At 49.6% G+C, this 22,907-nt stretch carries 21 protein-coding genes; 14 read left to right on the top strand and 7 right to left on the bottom strand.

Features of this window, described 5'->3' with window-relative positions:
• Window positions 1-56: 56 nt before the first annotated feature.
• From ACTHTK_RS08605 to gatC, 3 genes are all read right to left on the bottom strand, one after another.
• Window positions 57-677, bottom strand: a complete 621-nt coding sequence (locus ACTHTK_RS08605) for a trimeric intracellular cation channel family protein (protein WP_049331484.1) — start codon at window positions 675-677, stop codon at window positions 57-59.
• 99 nt (window positions 678-776) lie between these two features.
• Window positions 777-2,225, bottom strand: a complete 1,449-nt coding sequence (gene gatA, locus ACTHTK_RS08600) for an Asp-tRNA(Asn)/Glu-tRNA(Gln) amidotransferase subunit GatA (protein ID WP_440378166.1) — start codon at window positions 2,223-2,225, stop codon at window positions 777-779.
• A gap of 150 nt (window positions 2,226-2,375) precedes the next feature.
• On the bottom strand, window positions 2,376-2,666 hold the full coding sequence (gatC, locus tag ACTHTK_RS08595; RefSeq protein WP_003685110.1) for an Asp-tRNA(Asn)/Glu-tRNA(Gln) amidotransferase subunit GatC: 291 nt from the start codon (window positions 2,664-2,666) through the stop codon (window positions 2,376-2,378).
• 224 nt (window positions 2,667-2,890) lie between these two features.
• Here gatC and ACTHTK_RS08590 point away from each other — a divergent pair, with 224 nt between their 5' ends.
• The 7 genes from ACTHTK_RS08590 to ACTHTK_RS08560 all read left to right on the top strand — a co-directional run bounded on the left by ACTHTK_RS08590 (window position 2,891) and on the right by ACTHTK_RS08560 (window position 10,568).
• Window positions 2,891-3,928, top strand: coding sequence for a rod shape-determining protein (locus ACTHTK_RS08590; protein WP_039862245.1), 1,038 nt, complete (start codon window positions 2,891-2,893; stop codon window positions 3,926-3,928).
• Between the two features lie 11 nt (window positions 3,929-3,939).
• Entirely contained in the window at window positions 3,940-4,782 is an 843-nt protein-coding gene (gene mreC / locus ACTHTK_RS08585) for a rod shape-determining protein MreC (protein ID WP_440378165.1), read from the top strand.
• 4 nt (window positions 4,783-4,786) lie between these two features.
• Entirely contained in the window at window positions 4,787-5,287 is a 501-nt protein-coding gene (mreD, locus tag ACTHTK_RS08580) for a rod shape-determining protein MreD (RefSeq protein ID WP_070850664.1), read from the top strand.
• Window positions 5,288-5,291: 4 nt separating this feature from the next.
• Window positions 5,292-7,340 (top strand): penicillin-binding protein 2, encoded by a 2,049-nt coding sequence (mrdA, locus tag ACTHTK_RS08575; RefSeq protein WP_440378164.1) that lies wholly within the window; start codon window positions 5,292-5,294, stop codon window positions 7,338-7,340.
• Window positions 7,333-8,484, top strand: coding sequence for a rod shape-determining protein RodA (rodA, locus tag ACTHTK_RS08570; RefSeq protein WP_107723045.1), 1,152 nt, complete (start codon window positions 7,333-7,335; stop codon window positions 8,482-8,484). The genes mrdA and rodA overlap by 8 nt, the downstream gene beginning before the upstream one ends.
• Before the next feature lies 1 nt (window position 8,485).
• Entirely contained in the window at window positions 8,486-9,145 is a 660-nt protein-coding gene (locus ACTHTK_RS08565; RefSeq protein ID WP_107723044.1) for a MarC family protein, read from the top strand.
• A gap of 79 nt (window positions 9,146-9,224) precedes the next feature.
• Complete coding sequence (locus ACTHTK_RS08560; RefSeq protein WP_107723043.1) at window positions 9,225-10,568, top strand: aldehyde dehydrogenase family protein; 1,344 nt, start codon at window positions 9,225-9,227, stop codon at window positions 10,566-10,568.
• A gap of 300 nt (window positions 10,569-10,868) precedes the next feature.
• Here ACTHTK_RS08560 and ACTHTK_RS08555 read toward each other — a convergent pair whose 3' ends face one another.
• The 3 genes from ACTHTK_RS08555 to mltG all read right to left on the bottom strand — a co-directional run bounded on the left by ACTHTK_RS08555 (window position 10,869) and on the right by mltG (window position 14,101).
• Window positions 10,869-12,149 (bottom strand): malic enzyme-like NAD(P)-binding protein, encoded by a 1,281-nt coding sequence (locus ACTHTK_RS08555; RefSeq protein ID WP_107723042.1) that lies wholly within the window; start codon window positions 12,147-12,149, stop codon window positions 10,869-10,871.
• A gap of 263 nt (window positions 12,150-12,412) precedes the next feature.
• Window positions 12,413-13,039, bottom strand: coding sequence for a dTMP kinase (gene tmk, locus ACTHTK_RS08550; RefSeq protein ID WP_440378163.1), 627 nt, complete (start codon window positions 13,037-13,039; stop codon window positions 12,413-12,415).
• Window positions 13,040-13,105: 66 nt separating this feature from the next.
• Window positions 13,106-14,101, bottom strand: coding sequence for an endolytic transglycosylase MltG (gene mltG / locus ACTHTK_RS08545; protein WP_440378162.1), 996 nt, complete (start codon window positions 14,099-14,101; stop codon window positions 13,106-13,108).
• Window positions 14,102-14,216: 115 nt separating this feature from the next.
• On the opposite strand from mltG, the gene ampD reads away from it, so the two are divergent.
• The 4 genes from ampD to galU all read left to right on the top strand — a co-directional run bounded on the left by ampD (window position 14,217) and on the right by galU (window position 19,813).
• Window positions 14,217-14,783: a 1,6-anhydro-N-acetylmuramyl-L-alanine amidase AmpD gene (gene ampD, locus ACTHTK_RS08540; protein WP_440378161.1), complete on the top strand. Its 567-nt coding sequence runs from the start codon at window positions 14,217-14,219 to the stop codon at window positions 14,781-14,783.
• Window positions 14,784-14,960: 177 nt separating this feature from the next.
• On the top strand, window positions 14,961-16,229 hold the full coding sequence (locus ACTHTK_RS08535) for a cell division protein ZipA C-terminal FtsZ-binding domain-containing protein (protein WP_440378160.1): 1,269 nt from the start codon (window positions 14,961-14,963) through the stop codon (window positions 16,227-16,229).
• 140 nt (window positions 16,230-16,369) lie between these two features.
• Window positions 16,370-18,838 (top strand): NAD-dependent DNA ligase LigA, encoded by a 2,469-nt coding sequence (gene ligA, locus ACTHTK_RS08530; RefSeq protein WP_440378159.1) that lies wholly within the window; start codon window positions 16,370-16,372, stop codon window positions 18,836-18,838.
• Window positions 18,839-18,949: 111 nt separating this feature from the next.
• Window positions 18,950-19,813, top strand: a complete 864-nt coding sequence (gene galU, locus ACTHTK_RS08525; RefSeq protein WP_314459615.1) for a UTP--glucose-1-phosphate uridylyltransferase GalU — start codon at window positions 18,950-18,952, stop codon at window positions 19,811-19,813.
• 54 nt (window positions 19,814-19,867) lie between these two features.
• Here the strand turns inward: galU and ACTHTK_RS08520 are convergent, their stop codons facing one another.
• Window positions 19,868-21,364 (bottom strand): TrkH family potassium uptake protein, encoded by a 1,497-nt coding sequence (locus tag ACTHTK_RS08520; protein ID WP_440378158.1) that lies wholly within the window; start codon window positions 21,362-21,364, stop codon window positions 19,868-19,870.
• Window positions 21,365-21,537: 173 nt separating this feature from the next.
• Here ACTHTK_RS08520 and ACTHTK_RS08515 point away from each other — a divergent pair, with 173 nt between their 5' ends.
• The 3 genes from ACTHTK_RS08515 to ACTHTK_RS08505 all read left to right on the top strand — a co-directional run bounded on the left by ACTHTK_RS08515 (window position 21,538) and on the right by ACTHTK_RS08505 (window position 22,570).
• Entirely contained in the window at window positions 21,538-21,813 is a 276-nt protein-coding gene (locus tag ACTHTK_RS08515; RefSeq protein WP_107857537.1) for a type B 50S ribosomal protein L31, read from the top strand.
• Window positions 21,813-21,938, top strand: coding sequence for a type B 50S ribosomal protein L36 (gene ykgO / locus ACTHTK_RS08510; protein ID WP_003685279.1), 126 nt, complete (start codon window positions 21,813-21,815; stop codon window positions 21,936-21,938). Before ACTHTK_RS08515 ends, ykgO begins: the two co-directional genes overlap by 1 nt.
• Window positions 21,939-22,177: 239 nt before the next feature.
• Window positions 22,178-22,570 carry an MliC family protein gene (locus tag ACTHTK_RS08505; RefSeq protein ID WP_049348337.1) on the top strand — a complete coding sequence of 131 codons (393 nt, stop codon included), beginning with the start codon at window positions 22,178-22,180 and terminating at the stop codon, window positions 22,568-22,570.
• Window positions 22,571-22,907 lie beyond the last annotated feature (337 nt).

The raw sequence follows: 22,907 nt of genomic DNA, 5'->3' as shown, positions 1-22,907 counted from the left end.
TCGTTTTTCAGACGGCCTGAATAAGAAATCCATAATAGGCCGTCTGTAAGATAAGTTTATTTCCTGCGGCGTTGGAAACCGGGCAGCTGCCAATGGAAACGGTATGCAGTCAGGCGAAATAACAATCCACCAGCAAAGAGCAGGTTTAACGTAAAAATATTAATCCAGCCCAAATGCCCGAACAGATAAATCAGTCCGCCAATCAAAATGGCTACGCTGCCGTAAAGGTCGGTGCGCAAAATCATCGGCACATCATTGACCAAAATATCGCGCGCAATACCGCCACCAACGGCAGTCACAAAAGCCAAAGAAATAACGCCAAACAGATTAAGCTGCAAGGCCATACCGATTTGTGCACCGGTAATGCTGAACGCTGCCAAACCGATGGCATCGGCAATAATAAAAGCAGCGGCCAAATAGGTGCTGCGATAACGTTGCACCCTTATTAACCATGCGATGGCAAGCGTGGCAAACACAACAATCAGCGCATCGGTTTGCAAAAACACTTGCGGAATCCGGCCAACCAAGCCATCGCGTATCATGCCGCCGCCGACAGCCGTCAGTAACGCAGTAATGACGACACCGAGCACATCCAACCGCTTGTTGTAGCCGACCAAATAGCCAGAAATGGCAAACGCGGCTGTCCCAATGATTTGAATGAAGTCGGTGGCAGTCATGATTTTTAAATATCTACAATATGCAGCACCTCAATACATTCAGGCACTTTTATATGGTTTATTTTCAGACGGCCTTGAATCATCAAGGCCCTAAAAACATTATTCCGGCGCTTTAGTGTGCCAATCGCTGTTCAGTTGAACCTGATGTGCGGCACCCAAAATTTTGGCTTCGGAGAAATAGTTGCCGATAAATTGCACACCAATCGGCAGGCCGTTTGCGCTGAAACCGGCAGGCAGAGTCAGTGCAGGCAAACCGGCAAGATTCACGGCGATGGTGTAAATATCGGACAAGTACATTTGGACAGGGTCGTGGATGTCGCTACCGAGTTTCGGCGCGGCAGTCGGCGCAGTCGGCGCAAGAATAAAATCACATTGACCAAAGGCCGTCTGAAAATCATTGGCAACCAGACGACGCAGTTTTTGCGCTTTCAGATAATAAGCATCATAGTAACCATGACTCAATACATAAGTACCAATCATGATACGGCGTTTGACCTCGCTACCGAAACCTTCGGCACGAGTATTGCTGTACATTTCTTCCAAATCGCCGAATTGTGCTGCACGGTGGCCATAACGTACGCCATCGAAACGGGACAAGTTGGTACTTGCTTCCGCAGAGGCGAGAACGTAATAAGCAGGAATCGACAATGATGTTTGCGGCAGGGAAACTTCAACAGTCTCTGCGCCTTGGGCTTTGAGCAAATCGATAACGCTTTGTAAGGCCGTCTGAACATCGGCATCTGCGCCTTCGCCGAAATATTCTTTAGGCAAACCGATTTTCAAACCTTTGAGCGGCTTATCCAAATCACGGGTGTAGTCTTCTTTTTCGCGCTCCAAGCTGGTGGAATCTCGCTCGTCAAAGCTGACCATGGCGTTCAACAAAATCGCACAGTCTTCGGCCGTTTGTGCCATAGGACCGGCTTGGTCAAAGCTGGAAGCATAAGCAACCATACCGAAGCGTGAAACCGTACCGTAAGTCGGCTTGATGCCGGTAATACCGCAATGCGATGCAGGCTGACGGATAGAACCGCCGGTATCCGAACCCAAGGCAGCAGGCGCCAAACGCGCTGCAATCACGGCAGCTGAACCGCCTGACGAACCGCCGGGAACATGTTCAAGATTCCATGGATTTTTGGTTGCGCCGTAGAATGAAGTCTCATTGGTCGAACCCATGGCAAATTCGTCCATATTGGTACGGCCAAGAGTAACCATGCCGGCATCCAACAGGTTTTGCACCACAGTGGCAGTATAAGGAGACACAAAGTTATCCAACATTTTGGAGCTGCATGCACTGCGCCAACCTGTTTGGCAGAAAATATCTTTGTAAGCAACTGGCACACCGGTCAAAGCCGTTGCATTGCCGGCCGCGATACGCGCATCGGCTGCCTTGGCTTCAGCAAGGGTCTTATCTTGATCGATGGTAACGTAGCCGTTGATGGCAGGGTTTTTCGCAGCAATAGCGGCCAAATATTCGGTCGCCAATTCGACTGCGGAAATTTGTTTGGATTGCAGCAGGCTGCTGGCTTGTTTGAGCGTGTAAGCGGTCATTGTGCCGTACTTTCTATAAAACAGTTTTTGCTTTCAAAACAGATATTGAAAACATCCGTTTAAATCAATAAATCGGGCCGTCTGAACAGAATATCCTTTCAGACGGCCTTGCAATAGGGGCTTGCCGATAAGCAAAGGCCGTCTGAAACCTTATTCTTCAATCACTTGAGGAACGATATACAGTCGGTTGCGCACTTCTGGGGCAACAGCCTGATATTCGGCAGCGTGATCGGTTTCAGTCACTTTATCTTCGCGCAGGCGTAAAGCGGCTTCGTGCGGATGCGCCATGGGTTCGATGCCGTCGGTATTGACGCTTTGCATGTTTTCAACCATGGCGAAAATGTCGTTCAACTCGGCAAGCGTTTTGTTTTTTTCTTCGTCCGTTAAAGTGAGGCGCGAGAGTTTTGCGATTTTTTCCACATCATTTAAGCTTAAAGCCATAAAAAATCCTTGTCTGATAGCAATGCCTCTTGGGTTTGGGGTATCATTGCATTTCGTCTTCTATGAAGCGAAGAATTATAACCGAAAACTAAACAGGTTGGCATGGTGTTTTAATTCAGACGGCCTTTTAAAGTCGCATTTATCCGTCTAAAACCGTGTACCTGTTTTTCTTATTTTAAATAACGCTAAACCATCCGGGCTGGGCCGGAATTTCAGGAATCCTAATGTTTCGTCTTTTATCTCGTTTCCTCTCCAATGATATTGCCATCGACTTGGGCACGGCCAACACGCTGATTTTTGTACGCGGCAAAGGGATTGTTTTGGATGAGCCGTCCATGGTTGCGATTCAATCCGGCGCAGGCAATAAAAGTAAAATTATGGCCGTGGGCACGGAAGCAAAAAAAATGCAGGGCCGTGCGCCGCGCAATATTGAAATCGTCCGCCCGATGAGGGACGGCGTGATTGCTGATTTTGTGATTACCGAGCGTATGCTGGGTATGTTGATTAAAAAAGCCACCGAAGGACGGTCTTTGGTTCCGCCTCGTGTGGTTATCTGTGTTCCGGGTGGCTCTACCCAAGTGGAACGTAAAGCAATTTTGGATTCAGCGTTTGCTGCCGGCGCGGCAAGCGTGCATTTGATTGAAGAACCGATGGCCGCCGCTTTGGGAGCGGGCTTGCCGATTGAAGATGCGGCAGGTTCGATGATTGTCGATATTGGCGGCGGTACGACCGAAATCGGCATTCTTTCACTGGGCGGCATGGCCTATTCTGCTTCCGTCCGCGCAGCCGGCGATGAATTCGATAAAAGTATCATCCATTACCTGCGCCGTCATCGCGGTGTCTTGATTGGTGAAGCTACGGCAGAAGAATTGAAGAAACAAATCGGCTCTGCCTCGGGCTTTGAAACCGAAACAGCCATGCGCATTAAAGGCCGCGATCTGGCCGAAGGTACGCCTAAATCATTGGCGGTTACTTCAAATGAAATTCGTGAAGCATTGAGTGAAACGGTGAATCAAATCATCCGTGCCGTCCGTCTGGCTTTAGAACAGGCTCCGCCAGAACTGGCCGGCGACATTGCCGACCGCGGTATTATGCTGACCGGCGGCGGCGCACTTCTGCACGGTATCGATACCGTCTTGGCCGATGCAACCGGCCTGCCCGTCGGTATTGCCGACCAGCCTCTGAACTGCGTCGCCTATGGTGCCGGTAAGGCTTTGGACTATATCGGCAAATGGGATACCGTGTTTACGGAAAACCCATAAGGTAGATGGTTATGGAACGCTCTTCTTTGCGCTTTGACGAGGCAAAAGGCCCTAAGCTGTTGCCTCGTTTTGTCGTTTATATCGCTCTGGCTGCCGGACTGATGGTGGCTGATTACCGCTTTTCATTGATGCAGCCTGTACGTGCGGCAGTAATGCCCATGCTCTATCCTGTTCAATGGCTGGCCAATCAACCTGTTCAACTTTATCAATATTTTGCCGACCTCTCCCAGTCCAAATCCGAGCTCTTGGAACAGAACCGCCGGCTTTTGGAAGAAAATGGCCGTCTGAAAATCGATTTGCAGCGGGATAAAGTCAATACCGATGAATTGCGCGAATTGAAAAAACTGTACGGTTTGCAACAAAAAGGCATTCACAACGTTATCGGTGCGGAAGTCATTTCCAATGGCAAAGATCCGCTTTCCGAAAGACTGATTATCGGCAAGGGCAGCCAAGACGGTTTGAAAGTTGGCGATGCAGTCATCGATCAAAGCGGTTTGATTGGCCTGTTGACACAAGTTCACACACAAAGCGCGGAAATTGAACTGATCTCAAGCGGACAAAGCATTGTCCCCGTAGCCGTCAGCCGCACCGGTGAACGCAATTTGGCATACGGCAATGGCAACGGTTTGGATTTGCGCTATTTTCCAACCGGCTCAGACTTGAAACCCGGCGATATTCTGCTGACTTCCGGTTTGGACGGTACTTATCCGGCGGGGATTCCCGTTGCAACCGTCAGCAAGGTTGTCCGCGCATCGGGAACACCTTATTACGATACGCAACTGACGCCTTTGGCCGCTTTACGCAGCAGCCGTTTTGTCTTGGTACTTTCTTCCGGCCCTTCTTCCCCACGCTGATTTCATGAACGATTTTGACGATTCTTACCGTGCAGTACCGCTGCACATCATGGCGGCCAGTCTCATTGTGATGATGATACTGGACTTTATGCCATTTTCCTTTGACGGATTCTTTTGGCTGCCTGAAATGACGGCACTGATGTTGCTGTATTGGACATTGCACCAGCCGCAACGTGCAGGCATGGGACTGGCTTTTGCCATTGGTCTGATTGTCGATGCAGCAACCGCCGCGACTTTAGGATTACACGCCCTGTCTTACGTTGTGATGACTTATTTCATCTTAAACCGACGCCGCCAAATCATGCTGTACGGCCACATTATGCAATTGGCTGCTGTCTTGGCTGCCCTGCTTCTCAATCAGGCCGTTTTAACTGTTGCACGTCTGTTCCTCAATCATCAGGTCATCACTTTGCAAGGCTTTGTTGCCCCATTTGTCGGCGCACTGCTTTGGCCGATACTCAGCCAGCTGATGCTGATCGTGACCCGTATTTACCGCGCGCACTGAAAAGATGAAACCGATTCTTCCACACCGTCTTTCCGGTGGTCAACATACCAAAAAACCTTCCGCTCAGGCAGCACAAGCCGATGCTTTGTTGCGCCTGCTCGTTGCCTTTATCCTGATTGTCATCTTCTTTTCCATTTTGCTGGCGCGGTTCTTCTACCTGCAAGTAACTCAACACAATGAGTTTTCCGGTCAGGCATCGAGTAACCGCATCACCCTGATTCCAACTCCGCCCGTACGTGGCGAAATCGTCGATATCAACGGCGTTCCTTTGGCCAAAAACTATCCAGTCTTTTCGCTCGAAGTTATTCCCAGCCGCATCGAAGGTAAGATGGAAGATGTCATTGAAGCATTGAAAAAATACGTCGATATCACGCCGACAGATTTAAAACGCTTCAAAAAATACCGCGAAAGCTATCGAAAATTTGAAAATATCCCACTCAAGCTCAGGCTGACCGATGAAGAGGCAGCCCGTTTGTCCGTGCATCTGCGCGAATTCAAAGGCGTAGAGGTCAATTCACGCACATTTCGCGAATATCCTTACGGCAAGCTGACCTCCCATTTCTTAGGCTACATCGGCCGTATTAGCGATAAAGACAAAGAAATTCTGGAAGAAGAAGGCCTGACTGCCCTCTATCGCGGCAGTACGCATATCGGCAAATCAGGCTTGGAAAAATATTACGAACACCAGCTTCATGGCATCCCAGGCTATCAGGAAGTCGAAAAAGACGCTTACGGCAATATCGTCCGCATATTGAAAAATGTCCCGTCCAAAATGGGGCAAACCTTGCGCCTAGGCATGGATATCCGCATGCAGCAGGAAGCCGACCGCATCTTGGGCGACCGCCGTGGCGCATTGGTGGCCATCAATCCGCAAGACGGTACTGTTTTGGCATTTGTTTCCAAACCTTCCTTCGATCCCAACCTCTTTATTGATGGCATCGACAGCGACACTTGGAAAATGCTGAATGACGATTGGAAAAAGCCTTTGATCAACCGCGTTACCCAAGGCCTTTATCCGCCGGGTTCTACATTCAAACCCTTTATGGGCATGGCTTTGTTGGAAAGCGGCAAAATCACTCAAAACACCATCGTCCCCGCTCCCGGCGCATGGAGCATACCCGGCAGCCGCCATATCTTCCGCGACTCCGTCCGCAGCGGTCACGGCTCGGCCAACTTGAGCAAAGCCATTCAAGTATCCTCAGATACCTTCTTCTACCGTTTGGGTTACGAAATGGGTATCGATAAAGCCTCTCCGTATCTGGCGCAATTCGGTTTCGGTCAGAAAACCGGCATTGACCTGCCCAGCGAATACACAGGCGTTTTGCCCAGCCGCGAATGGAAAGCCAAACGCTTTGCCAAATCTTCCGACCCTACTGCCAAAGAATGGCGCGCCGGCGAGATGGTTTCCGTCAGTATCGGCCAAGGCTACAATGCCTACACGCCTTTGCAAATGGCACATGCGACAGCATCTCTGGCCAACAACGGTGTTGTCCATCAGCCGCATTTGGTCAAAGAAATATTGGATTTCGGCGCGCGCAAAATTACCCGTATCAACCCCAATCCTGAGCGTCAAATTCCGTTCAAAGCCGACAACTTCGAATACGTCAAACGCGCAATGGAAAAAGTATTGAAACCGGGTGGTACGGCGCACCGTATCGGTGGCGGACTCTCCTATACGATGGGCGGTAAAACCGGTACGGCCCAAGTCGTACAAATTAAACAAGGCGGCCGCTACAATGCCGCAGCCCTGCGCGAACAACACCGCGACCACGCATGGTTTATCTCGTTTGCGCCATTGGAAAAACCTGAAATCGCCATTGCCGTTATTTTGGAAAACGGCGGCTGGGGTGCGTATGCCGCGCCATTGGCCCGTGAAATGACTGATTTTTATATGCTTCACGTCAAGCCGCAACAGTTTTCAGATGGCCTTGAATCAGATTCGGCCAAAACCGAAACAACGGACAAACATCAGCCTATTACCAGCATTTTCCAATCTGCCTACGGACTGACGCCGACAAGCCCTGCCTCACAGCCGGAGGTTCATCATGAATAACACATCAGCGTGGAAAAATTTCAAATCCACCATTACAGCCCCGATTGACCCTTGGCTGTTTTTTGCCATGCTCGCCATCTACATCATGAGCCTGTTCCTGCTCTATTCTGCAGACGGGCAAGAGTTCGGCCAATTGGAAAACAAAACCATCCATACCGTTTTGGGCTTTGCCCTTTTATGGATTATTGCCGTATTCAAGCCGCAAACGGCTGCCAAAGTTGCCCTGCCTATTTACATTGTCGGCGTATTACTGTTGATTGGCGTCGAAGTCGCCGGCGTTACCGTCAACGGCTCGACCCGTTGGCTGAGTCTCGGCTTTACCCGTATCCAACCTTCCGAAATCATGAAAATCGGTATTCCCATGACTGTCGCGTGGTATTTCCAACGCTATGAAGGCCGTCTGAAATGGATACATTATATTGTCGCCCTCGTGCTGATTCTTGTTCCTGTCGCCCTAATTTTGAAGCAGCCCGACCTCGGTACAGCCGCGCTGATTATGGCTTCGGGCATTTTTGTCATCTTCTTTGCCGGATTGCCTTGGAAGGCCATTTTTGCCGCCATTATTGCCTTTGTGGCCGCTTTGCCGATCTTGTGGAACTACGGCATGCACGACTACCAGAAAACCCGCGTCCTCACCCTGCTCGACCCAACCAAAGACCCGTTGGGCGCAGGCTACCACATCATCCAATCCATGATTGCCATCGGCTCGGGTGGTGTATGGGGTAAAGGCTGGCTCAACGGTACGCAAACCCATTTGGACTATATTCCCGAATCAACGACTGACTTTATTTTCGCAGTATTCGGCGAAGAGTTCGGACTGATTGGCAATATCCTTTTACTGCTGGTTTACCTTATCATTCTGGCACGCGGATTGTGGATTGCCGCGCAAGCGCAATCCCTTTACAGCCGTACTCTAGCAGGCGCATTGACCATGACCTTTTTCTGCTACGCCTTTGTAAACATGGGCATGGTCAGCGGCATTTTGCCCGTCGTCGGCGTCCCCCTCCCCTTGGTCAGCTACGGCGGTACGGCTACGCTTTCCATCATGGTGGTACTCGCCCTGTTGATGGGTATTGCCAACGAACACAAAAACCGTCGCCGCCGTAATGCGGATAACGATGACCTAACTGAAAGCGAGGAATAATATGGAACTGGGTGTAGAAATCGGCAAGCTGCTTGTGGCATTTCTCGTGCTGATTAATCCTTTCAGCGCGCTCTCAATTTATCTTGATCTGACACAAAACCACAGCACCAAAGAAAAACGCAGAATTGCGCGTACTGCCGCACTAGCCGTTTTCATCGTGATTGTCGTCTTTGCGCTAGGCGGCGGTATCTTGTTGAAAGTACTCGGTATCAGCGTGGGCTCTTTCCAAGTCGGCGGCGGTATTCTGGTTTTGCTGATTGCCATCTCCTTAATGAACGGCAACGATAATCCTGCCAAACCCAAAATTGATTCCCATTCAGAAGAACATCAAAGTGCGCAACAAGTCCGCCGCAATGAAAAAGCCATTGCCGTCGTACCCATTGCCATTCCGATTACCATCGGCCCCGGTGGTATCTCTACCGTCATCATTTACTCCTCTGCCGCCAAAAATTACAGCGATATTGCCCTAATTATCATCTCCGGCTTTCTGGTCAGCCTGATTTGCTATCTCATCCTGATCGTTGCCGGGCGCATCAGTAAACGCTTGGGCACGACCGGCCTGACCATCCTCAACCGCATTATGGGCATGATGCTTGCTGCTATTTCCGTAGAGATTATTGTTGCCGGCTTAAAATCTATTTTTCCCCAACTGGTCGCTTGAAGTACAATTATCACAATAAAAGGCCGTCTGAAACATTTTCAGACGGCCTCATAAAAACATAAAAACAAAGGAGCCAACCATGTTTCACAGCACCCACGTTTTCACCGGAGAAACCATTTACAGCAGACCGGTGCAAAGCTATATCGAGTTCACCTACGAATTAAACCGCCTCCAAACCCTTCAGCAAACCTTCGCACAATCAAGCATTATCGAGCGTACCGCCCTCTTGCAGCAATTTGCCAACAGCCTCACCCAAAACCAAGAACGCCTCGCCGAAATGGTTTGCGAAGAAGTCGGCCGTTGCCTGCACGAATGTCGTGCCGAAATCAGCAAATCCATCGAGCTTATCCGCTACTACGTCCGCCTTGCCCCTGAACTACTTGCCCATAAAACCATCGCCACCCAAGCCAGCCTCAGCCAAGTCCGCTTCGAGCCTTTGGGCGTTGTTTTGGCAGTCATGCCGTGGAACTATCCTGTTTGGCAGATTTTACGATTTGCCATCCCTGCCCTATGTGCCGGCAATGCCTGCGCGGTCAAACCTGCGCCCAGTGTCGCCCGCGTCAGCGAAACCCTCTTCAGCCTCGTCCCCAAAGGTTTGCCGCTTATCGGCGCATGGTTAAACCATGAAGATACGCTTAAATCCATTGAAGATACCGATGCCATGGCATTTACCGGTTCAACCCATACCGGCCGCCTGCTGGCTGCTCACGCAGGCAAACATCTGAAAAAAACCGTCCTTGAACTAGGCGGCAGCAATCCGTTTATCATCCTGCCCGACGCCGATCTGCAACGCGCAGCCATCGATGCCTGCTATTCACGTTTCCGCGATGCCGGACAATCCTGCAATGCCGCCAAACGCATCATTGTTACCCAAGATATTGCCGATCAATTTATCCCGCTCTTCCTTGCCGAATGCACCAAACTGCAAACCGGCAACCCCAAAGATCCGAACACCACCCTTGCCCCGCTTCACCGTGAAGACTTGCGTCAAACCGTACACGAGCAGGTTCAAGATGCGGTTGCACACGGTGCGCAATGCTTGAGCGGCGGCTATATCCCTGATGGCGAAAGCTGGTTTTACCCTGCCACGGTATTGGATCAAGTCAATCCCAACTGCCGCGTTTGGCACGAAGAAGTCTTCGGCCCGGTTGCCATGATCTTACGCGCCGACAATCCTGATCACGCCGTCGTACTTGCCAATGACACACCTTTCGGCCTCGGCGCCTGTATCTACACAGCCGACACGGCAAACGCATGGCAATACGCCGAAAAAATCCAAGCAGGCTCTGTCTTTATCAACCGCCACACCAGCAGCGACTTGCGCCTCCCCTTTGGCGGCGTCAAAGCTTCAGGCTACGGACGGGAGCTATCCGAATTCGGACTGTACGAATTCGTCAACGTCAAAACCTATTGGCAAAAATAAACCGTTTCATTAACTCAGGCCGTCTGAAAACCCAATTTCAGACGGCCTGATGTTGTCTAAAAAACTGGCAAAAATATTGTATTTAATCCCATAAAAATTCTGCAAAATCAAAATACTTCAAAAATAAGAAACCTATCTTAGAAAGCAATCCATATGCCCACGTCTCCGTTGAATCAGCAGCTTATCGTGTTTTTCATTCCAATTGCTGCATTAAGCCATTTCTAAAATACCCAGTAAACAAAAAGGCCGTCTGAAATACAACTTTCAGACGGCCTTTTCAATCAAATACTACTTACCGGATTACAATTTCAAACCGGCCAGTTTAGCAGCATACGCATCCAAATCGGCGATTGGACGGGTAGCCACGCCGATTTCCATAGCTGCTTTAGCGGTAGCAGAAGCAACGCGCGGCAACAGGCGGGAGTCGAATGGAGTAGGAATCAGGTATTCCGCACCGAATTCAAATTTCTTACCGTAAGCAGCAATCACTTCTTCAGTTACCTCTTCCATTGCCAAGTCAGCCAAAGCGTATACGCAAGCGCGTTTCATTTCTTCGTTGATGGTGGTCGCGCCGACATCCAATGCGCCACGGAAGATGAATGGGAAGCACAATACGTTGTTCACTTGGTTCGGGAAGTCTGAACGGCCGGTACCGATGACCACATCCGGACGGGTTTCTTTTGCCAATGGAGGCAGGATTTCCGGATTCGGATTTGCCATGGCGAACACGATTGGTTTTTCGTTCATGGTGTTCAGCATTTCAGGCGTCAGCAGGTTTGCGCCGGACAGACCCAAGAAGATGTCTTTACCTTTAACGGCATCGGCCAATACGCGTTGGCCGTTATCTTCAATGGCGTAGAACTGTTTGGACTCGTCCATACGGTCTTTGTCTTCGCGGGTTTTGTAAATCACGCCTTTGGAGTCGCAGACAGTTACGTTTTCACGTTTCAGACCCAAATCCAGCAATTGGTTCAAGCAAGCAATCGCTGCGGCACCTGCGCCGGAGCACACCAAGGTCGCTTCCTCGATTTTACGGCCGGTATAACGCAAAGCGTTCAGTACAGCGGCAGCGGTAATGATGGCGGTACCGTGTTGGTCGTCGTGGAATACAGGGATTTTGCAACGTTTGCGCAATTCGCGTTCGATGTAGAAGCACTCAGGCGCTTTGATGTCTTCGAGGTTGATACCGCCGAAAGTCGGTTCCAAAGAAGCGATGATGTCTACCAGTTTTTGCGGGTCTTTTTCATCGATTTCGATATCGAATACGTCAACGCCGGCGAATTTTTTGAACAATACGCCTTTGCCTTCCATTACAGGTTTACCGGCCAATGCGCCGATGTTGCCCAAACCCAACACTGCGGTACCGTTGGAAATCACGGCAACCAAATTGCCTTTGGCAGTGTATTTATAGGCAGTTTGCGGATCGGCATGGATTTCCATACAAGGAGCGGCTACGCCCGGAGAGTACGCCAACGCCAAGTCTTTAGACGTAGCCAGAGATTTGGTTGGGGTAACGGAGATTTTGCCCGGCACGGGGAATTCGTGGAACTGCAGGGCGGCTTCTTTTAATGAATTTTCCATTTATCGATCCTGTTTGCGAGAGAGATTTTACAGCGAACAAGTCTGAAACAGGCTGCTTCAGACGTTTAAAATTTCTAAAGTCGGGTTGTTAACAGACCGGCTTTGTAAGGGACCGTAATTTTATCATGTTCTTTTGGTGGCGCATACCGATATTTATTACATTTGTTTTGATATTTCGTTTTATTTGGTTTTATGTCTAAAAACTTCTGTAATAATATTTCTTCGCCACACTACCCTTCTTTCAGACGGCATTTTATTTAAACTTAAACATTCAATCCAAAATGACTGTCTAGCGCGGTTTCAATCTGATTTTTTACCGCGTCCAGACTTTGTCTGCTGTCGATGACGGCATAGCGTTCCGGCTGTTCGTTAGCACGTTGCAGATATACTTCGCGTACCCGATGGAAAAACTCGGCTTCTTCTTGTTCAAAGCGATCTTTCTCACGCGTTTGGTTGATGCGCGCCATTGACACTTCCAAAGGCACATCCAACAGCAAGGTTAAATCTGGGCGGAAATCGCCCTGTACCCAATGCTCAAGCGTATCAATATCTTGCAGGGGAACGCCGCGTCCGCCGCCTTGATAGGCAAACGTTGCATCGGTAAAGCGGTCTGAAACCACATGCGTGCCGTTTTTCAGGGCAGGCAGAATGACTGTTTCCAAGTGTTGCTGTCTGGCTGCAAACATCAGCAGGGTTTCGGTACGCAGGCTGACTTGGGTGGCAGGATTGAGCAGGATTTCACGCAATGCTTCTCCGGCCGGAGTACCTCCCGGTTCCCGCGTAAACAATACGGGCAGTTTGTGTTTCTCAAACCATGCTTTCATTACGGCGAGGTTGGTGGATTTACCTGCGCCGTCTATGCCGTCAAGGGTAATAAATCTAGGTTTCATATGGATATCGTCAATTTAAAGGCCGTCTGAAACAGGATTATAAATGTTTCAGACGGCCTATTCGGTTTATTTCTTCAAAATATATTTGCGTACGGCAGCGTTGTGTTCAGAAAGGTTGTGGCTGAACTCGCTCAAGCCCGTACCATCCATTTTTGAGACGAAATACAGATATTTTTCATCAGACGGATGACCCGCCGCTTCAAGCGCGGCCTTGCCGGGAAGCGCAATCGGCGTCGGCGTCAAACCGCTGCGCGTATAGGTATTGTAAGGCGTATCGCGTTGCAGGTCGGCTTTGCGGATTCTGCCTTTATACGCATCGCCCATGCCATAGATAACGGTCGGGTCGGTTTGCAGGCGCATGCCGATATTCAGGCGGTTGACGAATACGGCGGCCACATGGGCGCGGTCGTCTTCGTGCGCGGTTTCTTTTTCAATCAGACTCGCCATAATCAGCATTTCGTACGGATTTTTATAAGGTAGGCCGCTTTGACGATCTTCCCATGCTTCTTTCAGGTTTTCCCGCATTTTACGGTAAGCGATTTTGTAAATTTGAAGATCGCTGCCGCCGGCATCAATTTCGTAACTATCCGGGAAAAACTGTCCTTCAGGATTGCTGCTCAAAGCATCGGGCGCTACTTCGGCCATCAGTTTTTCATCGCTCCAACCGCGCGTATCGTGGGCAATATCGGCAGTGTTGTCGATAATACGGCGCATTTGTGCAAACCGCGCGCCTTCCAAAATTTGCACGCTGACCGAGTCAGGACGGCCTTTTTTAATGCGTTTTAAAATGTCCCAAGCCGATACTTTGGCAGACAGGCGGTAAGAGCCGGCATTGAGTTGGTTGTGTACGCCCATCACATATGCGGCGGCTACCAGCACATAACGGTTATAAACAATGCCGTCTTGAGCCAGTTTACGGCTGACGGAAGAGATACCTTGATTCTTAGCAACGGTAATACGGTATGGTTTGCCGTTGTCTTTCGGAACAAACAACAATGCGGCAACCACGGCGGCAAATGCCGTCAAAAATACGGCCAGCCATTTCAACAATTTTTTCAGCATGGTAGGATTCTTGGTTTGTGAATGTGTCGGGCGACAGTATAACCGAAAACAAGCGCACCACGCCTGCCACCTTCCCCAACGTATGTTTTCCTATCCTGAAAGGCCGTCTGAAACCATGAATTCCCCTTCAAAAAACACTTGGCAAAACGGCCGTTGGCTGAATGCACGTCAAACTCATTCGCCCAATTTCAGCCCGCGAGAACCGGATGAAGACATCTCATTGGTTGTCCTCCATAATATTTCCCTTCCTCCTTTTGAGTACAACACAGGAGCAGTAGAAAAATTGTTTACCAACCAAATCAACCCTGACGAGCATCCTTTCTTCAGCATCATCCACACCCTGCGCGTCTCCAGCCATTTTTTCATCAGCCGTGAGGGCGAAACCGTCCAATTCGTTTCCTGCGACGACATGGCCTATCATGCCGGCGTATCGTCGTTTCAAGGCAGAGAAAAATGCAATGCTTTTTCCATCGGTATCGAATTGGAAGGCTGCGATTTCGAGCCTTTTACCGAAGCACAATACACCAGCCTGCAAGCCTTGCTGACCGCTATTTCCGAGCATTATCCGATTCAGACCGTTACCGGTCATCAGGACATCGCGCTGGACAGGAAAACCGATCCCGGACATTTCTTTGATTGGCCTCGCCTTCAAAAAGCAGGTTTCCCCATCCGGCGCGGATAACTTTCAAACGGACTGAACGATGATTGGCAGACATAATGCTGTCACAACCGTCTATTTTCGTTATAATTCAGCTATTCATTCGGACGCATAAAGTCCGGCTCCAACGAACTGCCCGCGCAGCAAGATTCCGCACCCTGAAAAAGACGGAATGCTGCCTTTTTAAAAAGTGATTACTCCATGATTTTCATCGTCTTAGCCCTCGCCGCCCTTTTGGCGGTCATCGGTTACAACATGTACCAGGAAAACCAATACCGCAAACAAGTGCGCGAACAATTCGGCCATTCCGATAAGGATGCACTTTTGACCAGCAAAACCAAGCACGTCCGCGACAGCAAAGAAACCGGCGGCCAAGGTTTGTTTATCAAGAAAAACAAAAAAACCGAAGAGGCATTGCGCAATCTGCAGGAACAAGATGAAATCTACGCAGCCAAAGCCAAACTGGCTCACCCTGCCCAACTTAAAACCGATGTCGAGCTGACTGTGGAAGACGACTTTTCCGCAGAAGAAAAAGTCCAACACACCGTTATCGGTTTGAACAACGAAATTACCGTAAGCCCTGCCGAAGCCGCTTCTGCTCCGGTTAGAACCGCAGCCGAGCCTGTGGCACAAGTACCATTGATCAGCTTGGACGAATTGTCTCAAGTCGAGTTGCCTTGGTTTGACCCGCGCTTCGACTACATGGCCTACATCTCCCTGAAACAAGCCCAAGAATTGCACGCCCTGCCGCGCCTTTCCAGCACACACCGCTTCCAAATCATCGGTTGCACCATGGACGACCATTTCCGCGTTGCCGAGCCGATTCCGGGCGTTTACTACCAAGGCTTCGTTATGGGCCTGCAAGCTGTCAGCCGCAACGGTTTGGCCGCGCGTGAAGAGCTGCAACACTTCGACCAACAGGTTGATGCTTTTGCCCAGCTGATGGACGGCAAAGTTTTGCATACCGACTTGGACGCGTTCACCGAAGTCGCGCAAGCCCTCGACCAATTCTGTGCGCGTGTTGACCAAACCATCGCCATTCACTTGGTTTCCCATTCCAATATCAGCGGCGTAGAGTTGCGTGCCGCCGTGGAAGATACAGGCTTCAAACTGGGCGAAGACGGCGCGTTCCATTTCGGTGACAACAACAATCCTCAATTGTTCTCCATCCATACTTTGGACAACAAACCATTTACCAACCCTCTGTTGGACAACCAAGCCTACCGCGGTTTCAGCATGCTTCTGGATATTCCGCATGTTCCTGCCGGCGAAAAAACTTTCGACAAATTCATGGACTTGGCAGTCAAACTCTCCGGCCAACTCAGCTTAGATTTGGTTAACGACCAAATGGAAGAAGTTTCCACCCAATGGCTCAAAGACGTACGCAACTACGTTTTGGCCCGTCAGGAAGAAATGCTTAAAGTCGGCATCAAACCCGGCAGCAAACAAGCCCTGCGCCTGTTCTCTTAAACTTCCCCAATCAAAAAGCGGATATGCAATGACGGCATATCCGCTTTTTTTCAGGTAAAATCCCTTCATCTTCAATATTCATCGATTTTCAGACGGCCTCTCTATCATCAGGCCGTCTGAAAACTCTATTTCGATTGCTCATGAATCCGACCGCACAACGTATCAAATACCTGACCGACCTCCTCAACCGCTACGCCTACGAATACTACACCCTAGATGCGCCCAGCGTACCCGACGCCGAATACGACAAATTGTTCCGCGAGCTCGAGGCATTGGAGCGAAACTACCCCGAGTTCAAACTGCCCGACAGCCCGACCCAACGTGTCGGTGGCGAGCCTTTAGCAGGCTTTGCCGAAGTACGCCACGAAATACCGATGCTGTCGCTGACCAACGCCTTCTCGCCACAAGACGAAAACGGCGTGTTCGACCATGCCGAAATGTATGCTTTTGATGAGCGCGTTCGTGGAGGATTAAACGGAGAAAAACCGGAATACGTTATCGAACCTAAATTTGACGGTCTGGCCATCAGTCTACTGTACCGCGATGGCGTATTGACTCAAGCGGCAACCCGTGGCGACGGCACAACAGGCGAAGACGTTACCCAAAACGTCAAAACCGTATCCAACATCCCCTTGCGCCTGCATGGAGAAAATATCCCCGAGCTTATCGAAATACGCGGCGAAGTACTGATGCTCAAAGCCGATTTTGCCGCTTTAAACGCACGACAAGCTGAAAACGGACAAAAACCTTTCGCCAATCCGCGCAATGCCGCCGCCGGTAGTTTGCGCCAACTTGATTCACGCATTACGGCACAGCGCAAACTACATTTCTTCCCCTATTCCATCGCCCGACAACAAGGCGGTTTTATCGCAGAAGAACACCTACAAGAGCTGAGCTACTGTAAAGAGCTTGGCTTCAGCCTGCCCGATGGTAATTTCGGCTGTTTCCCAAATATCAATGAAGTATTAGCGTTTTACGAGCAAATGCAGCAAAAACGCCCTACTTTGCCTTATGAAATCGACGGCATGGTGGTCAAAGTCAACAGCTTGGCGCAACAAGAAAAACTGGGTTTCATCTCACGCGCGCCGCGCTGGGCCATTGCCCACAAATTTCCTGCCGAAGAAGCATTGACCATTGTCGAAGCCATTGATGTACAAATCGGGCGCACCGGTGCAGTAACCCCTGTCGCCCGCCTGCAACCTGTATTCGTCGGCGGCGTTACCGTTACCAACGCCACCCTGCATAATCAGGACGAAGTATCGCGTAAAGACGTGCGCGTTGGTGACACAGTTGTTGTGCGCCGCGCCGGAGACGTGATTCCCGAGGTGGTACGCGTGATTTTTGAACGTCGCCCAATGCAGGAGAGCAATATTTCCGTTTCAGACGGCCTGCAAGACGATTTGTTTGCCGAAACACCTTCTGAAACCCGAGCCGAACCGCTTCACAAACCCTACCGCCTGCCTACCCATTGCCCTATCTGTCACAGCGAAATCGAACGCGAAGAAGGCGAAGCGGTTGCCCGATGCAGCGGCGGTATGCTTTGCCAAGCACAACGCGCGCAAGGTTTAATCCACTTCGCCTCACGCAAAGCCATGGACATTGACGGACTTGGTCAAAAACAAATCGAGCAGCTGGTAGCGCAAGATTTGGTTCGTCATTTCGCCGACCTCTACCGCCTCGATATCCCAACCCTGCAAAAAATGAAGGAAACGGCGGATAAAGCGTCAGCTAGTGAAGAAGAACCATCAAACAGTGAAATTGGAGACTTTGAAGGCGAGACCGGCAATACTCTGCTTACCAAAAACAATAAAAAACAGCCGACAAAATGGGCGGAAAACATCCTTGCAGGCATAGAAGCCAGCAAAACACCCGAACTTGCCCGCTTCCTTTTTGCCCTCGGCATCCGTCACGTTGGCGAACGCACCGCCAAAACGTTGGCACAGGCATTCGGTACGCTCGAACATGTCCGCCATGCACCCGAACCCATCCTCGCCTGCCTGCCCGATATCGGCACGGTGGTTGCCCACTCCATCGCCCACTTTTTTGCCCAAGAAGCACAACAGGCGATGATAGACGAGCTGCTGGCTGTAGGTGTTGCCCCGCAAAGCCAAGCTGTCACTATCCCGCCGTTACGCCATGCCGAACCGCAACGCTGGATTGCCCGCTTACCCGATTTTAAAATCAGCGAAACCAAAGCACTGGCCTTGTGGGAGCTTGCCGGACAAAGCATAGAAGGTTTGCAAACCGACAAAGCGTTGCCTGCCGATTGGCAGACATGGCGCAGTAAACCGCAAAACGCAGCCCTGCTTGAAAATATGAAAACTTTCTTTGCTCAAACGCTGTCTAAACTTCAAGATGAAACGATTTCAGACGGCATTAATGAAGCCGTGGCAGGTAAAACCTTTGTATTAACAGGGACTTTACCCACACTCAAACGCGACCAAGCCCAAGCCATGATTGAGGCTGCTGGCGGTAAAGTTTCCGGCAGCGTATCCAAAAAAACCGACTACGTTGTCGCCGGAGAAGCTGCAGGTAGTAAATTGGAAAAAGCTCAAACTTTGGGCGTAGCCATCTTGAGCGAAGAGGAATTGCTGTCGTTGCTGGGATAAGGCAGTATATACAGTCTTTTTCGAGCCGCCTGATACTTTATCATGTGGTATTATCGTTACACACAATTACACTTTCGGGGGCTAATCCCTCAGACAAAATAGGATACCAATATGAAACCCATTAAAAAATGCGTCTTCCCCGTTGCCGGTATGGGCACCCGTTTCTTGCCTGCGACCAAAGCCAGCCCCAAAGAAATGCTGCCTATTGTGGACAAACCTCTGATTCAATATGCAGTTGAAGAAGCGGTTGAAGCCGGCTGTACCGAAATGGTGTTCATCACTGGCCGTAACAAACGCAGCATCGAAGATCACTTCGACAAGGCATACGAGTTGGAAACCGAATTGGAATTGCGTCAAAAAGACAAGCTGTTGGCACACGTTCGCGATATCCTTCCTCCGAATATTACCTGCTTGTACATACGTCAAACTGAAGCATTGGGTTTGGGTCATGCCGTGTTATGCGCTCAAGCTGCCGTTGGCGATGAGCCTTTTGCTGTTATTTTGGCAGACGATTTGATTGATGCGCCTAAAGGTGCATTAAAACAAATGGTCAATGTGTACAACCAAAGCGGTAACAGCGTTTTAGGCGTTGAAACCATTGATCCTTCCCAAACAGGCTCTTACGGTATCGTTGAAGTTGAAAAACTGAAAAGCTATCAACGTATCACCAATATCATTGAAAAACCAAAACCGGAAGAAGCGCCTTCCAACCTTGCTGTTGTCGGCCGCTACATCCTGACTCCGCGTATTTTTGACTTGTTGACCAACCTGCCCCGAGGCGCCGGTAACGAAATCCAACTGACAGACGGTATCGCCCGCCTGCTCGACCATGAGTTTGTATTGGCTCATGCTTTTGATGGCAAACGCTACGACTGCGGCAGCAAATTGGGTTACCTTGAAGCAACCGTGGCTTATGGTTTGAAACACCCTGAAACTGGCGAACAATTCAAAGAATTGCTCAAACAATACGCTTAAGCCCAGCCATTATAAAAAGGCCGTCTGAAATTTCAGACGGCCTTTTTCTCAAACTTATTTCTTCCAATATGCCGGAGTCAGCAAAATCAGAACGGTAAAAATCTCCAAACGTCCCAACAACATCACCGCCGTACACAGCCACTTCTGTACATCGCTCAGCGCGGCATAATTATGCGACGGACCAACTGCACCTAAACCCGGTCCTGCATTGGTAATACAGGCAATGACTGCCGTAAAGGCGGATAAAAAGTCCAAGCCTGCCGCCATCAGTAAAAAGCTGAATACGATGACCGTCATAAAATAAATAAAGATGAACGACATGACGGTCAGCGCCATGCGATCCGGAATGGAGCGGTTGTTGACCTTTACCGTACGAACCGCACGCGGGTGCAGCAAAATCAGCATTTCGCGCAAGCTGAATTTGAACAACACTAACGCACGCACATTTTTAATACCGCCACCCATAGAGCCTGAGCTTGCCAATACGTTCGACAGGAAAAACATCCACAGCGACACAATCAGCGGCCATTGGGCAAAGTCAGCATTGGAGAAACCGCTGGCCAATCCGATGGACACAAAGTTGAAGCTGACAAAGCGCAAAGCTTCGCCAAGGCTTTGATAAACGTCCTGTTGCCATAAATACAATGCCGAAATCAAAATACTGCCCGACAAAACTAACAACATGGAACGGCATTCTTCATCTTTCCAATACACCTGCAAAGAGCGGTTGCCCAGTGCAGTAAAGTGGCTGGCAAAATTGATACCGCCCCATACAGTAAAAAACATCAACGTCCATTCGACTGCTACGGAATCAAAATAGGCAACGCTGTCATCATGTGTCGAAAAACCGCCCAAGGCCACTGCCGACATCGCATGGCACAAGGCATCAAACCAACCCATACCGGCAATATGCAAGGATACAAAGGCGGCAGCAGTTGTCAGCGCATAAGCAAACCACAGCCGTTTGGCCACTTGCGAAATACGGGGAGCCATCTTGCTTTCCTTATCCATACCCGGAATTTCCGCTTTGAAAAGCTGCGTCCCCCCCACGCCCAACATCGGCAAAATCGCCACAGCCAGCACGATAATACCCATACCGCCGAGCCAGTTGAGCATGTGCCGCCAAAAATTCACCGACGGCGCCAGCGTATCCAAGCCGGAAATCACTGTTGCCCCCGTTGTCGTCAGCCCCGACATCGCTTCAAAAAACGCATCGGTGAAACTCATGGACGGCATATAGAAATAAATCGGCATCGCCGCCACGACAGCAAAAGCCAGCCACAGCATCAGTACCAGGGTGAATCCGTCACGCGGCCGCAACTCACGGTTGAAACGCAAAGTCAGCACCCAAGTAACGCACGATACCAGCAATACCGTCAAAGCCGTATAGGCAAACACGAAAAATGCGCTGTCGTGATAAAAATACGACATCAGTGTCGGCACGGCCAACAGCAATGAAAACAACAGCCCCAGCTTGGACAATACATGGACAATCGGCATTACCTTGCTTACCGCACCGCCCAATCTGAAACCCTTATGCAGATACATCATATTCCTATCATCAGAAAACAAAATGTTTCAGACGGCCTCATGAAAAAAAGGCCGTCTGAAACCGCATATTTTATCAAAATGCCGCAATCCCGTGATAAAGAAAAACAAAAAACACTTGCCTGCTCTTTTTCTAGGAGTATAATGTTATACCATAACACTCACTGGAGAAAAAAATGAAACCCGATATCCACCCGGACAACTATCGTACCGTCCTGTTTTACGACAGCGGCGCAGACCAAGGATGGCTCATCCGTTCATGTGCCAATACACACGGAAAAACCATGGTTTGGAAAGACGGCATAGAGTATCCCCTCTTTTCGCTTGATACTTCTTCCGCGTCCCACCCCGTGTACACAGGCAAACAACGCAATGTCAATGTCGAAGGCCGCGCCAGCAAGTTCAACCAACGTTACCAATCCATGATGTCTTCTTTCAGAAAGGATAAATGATGCAAGTCCTCTCATCCCTAAAAACTGCAAAAAAACGACACCGCGACTGCCAAATTGTCCGCCGAAAAGGCAAAGTGTACGTTATTTGCAAGAGCAACCCCCGCTTTAAAGCACGCCAACGTTAAACGGCCAACCCATATTTCAATGTAACTCTCTGAATTTTCCGCACTTTCGTTTACCTCTAGCGCAAGTGCGGCTTTTTTTCAAACGGCATTAATCATTCATATCAAAACTACAAAAAATCCTGCCATACTCCCGGAAACAGGAAGAAAAGTAAATAATGGTTATCTCTATTGTGAAGCCATAAAGATATTTATAACATGCCGCTACATTCTTCCTTCAACACTGACCATAGGAGTCAAAAATGAAAGTAAAAGCCCTGCTCGCAATTGCCGCCGCCATGAGCCTCGCTGCCTGTGCCGCACCCGAAGCCCATCAACATGACCATGGTCACCGTCACGAGCACAATCATGACCACGGCCGTGCACACGATCATGATGCCCGTGTTCAATCATTCAGCTGCGAAAACGGTCTGTCTGTACAAGTCCGCAACCTGAGCACCGATCAAGTTGAATTACGCCTTGACGACAAAGTTGCCACCCTGTCTTCTGCCGTTGCAGGTTCAGGCGAACGCTATGTTGCCAACCAAGGCCTGTTCGGCAAAGGCGCTGAATGGCATCAAAAAGGCAGCGAAGCATTCTTCGGCTTCACTGACCCATACGGCAACAAAGTAGAAACTTCTTGCTCTGCACGCTAATTTCTACTTAGCAATAGAATAGCTGAAGGCCGTCTGAAAACTTGTTTCAGACGGCCTTTTATATTGGATAAAACGAAAGAGAAATATAGTTTCCGTTTAATGAGAAAATGCAAATATGAGGCTATTTGAAGGTTCAAAATACGTCCATACTCCACGGATAAGTAAGACCCTTTGAAAAGTGCTTTCTACGAGAATATATTTCTCAATATACGTCAAATCCACTATACCTATACTGACTATCTCTATTTATCAAAACTACAAATCCCAATTACCCTTCAAAATCTATTCGCTATACGAAACAGATTCAATAAACAAAGGCCGTCTGAAAACCTATTAC

This window comes from Neisseria sp. P0006.S009 (assembly GCF_051962915.1).
In the GTDB taxonomy this organism is placed as follows: Bacteria; Pseudomonadota; Gammaproteobacteria; order Burkholderiales; family Neisseriaceae; genus Neisseria; species Neisseria subflava_E.
The sequence above is the reverse complement of the archived record's forward strand: the minus strand, read 5'-3'. Positions and strand labels throughout refer to the sequence as shown.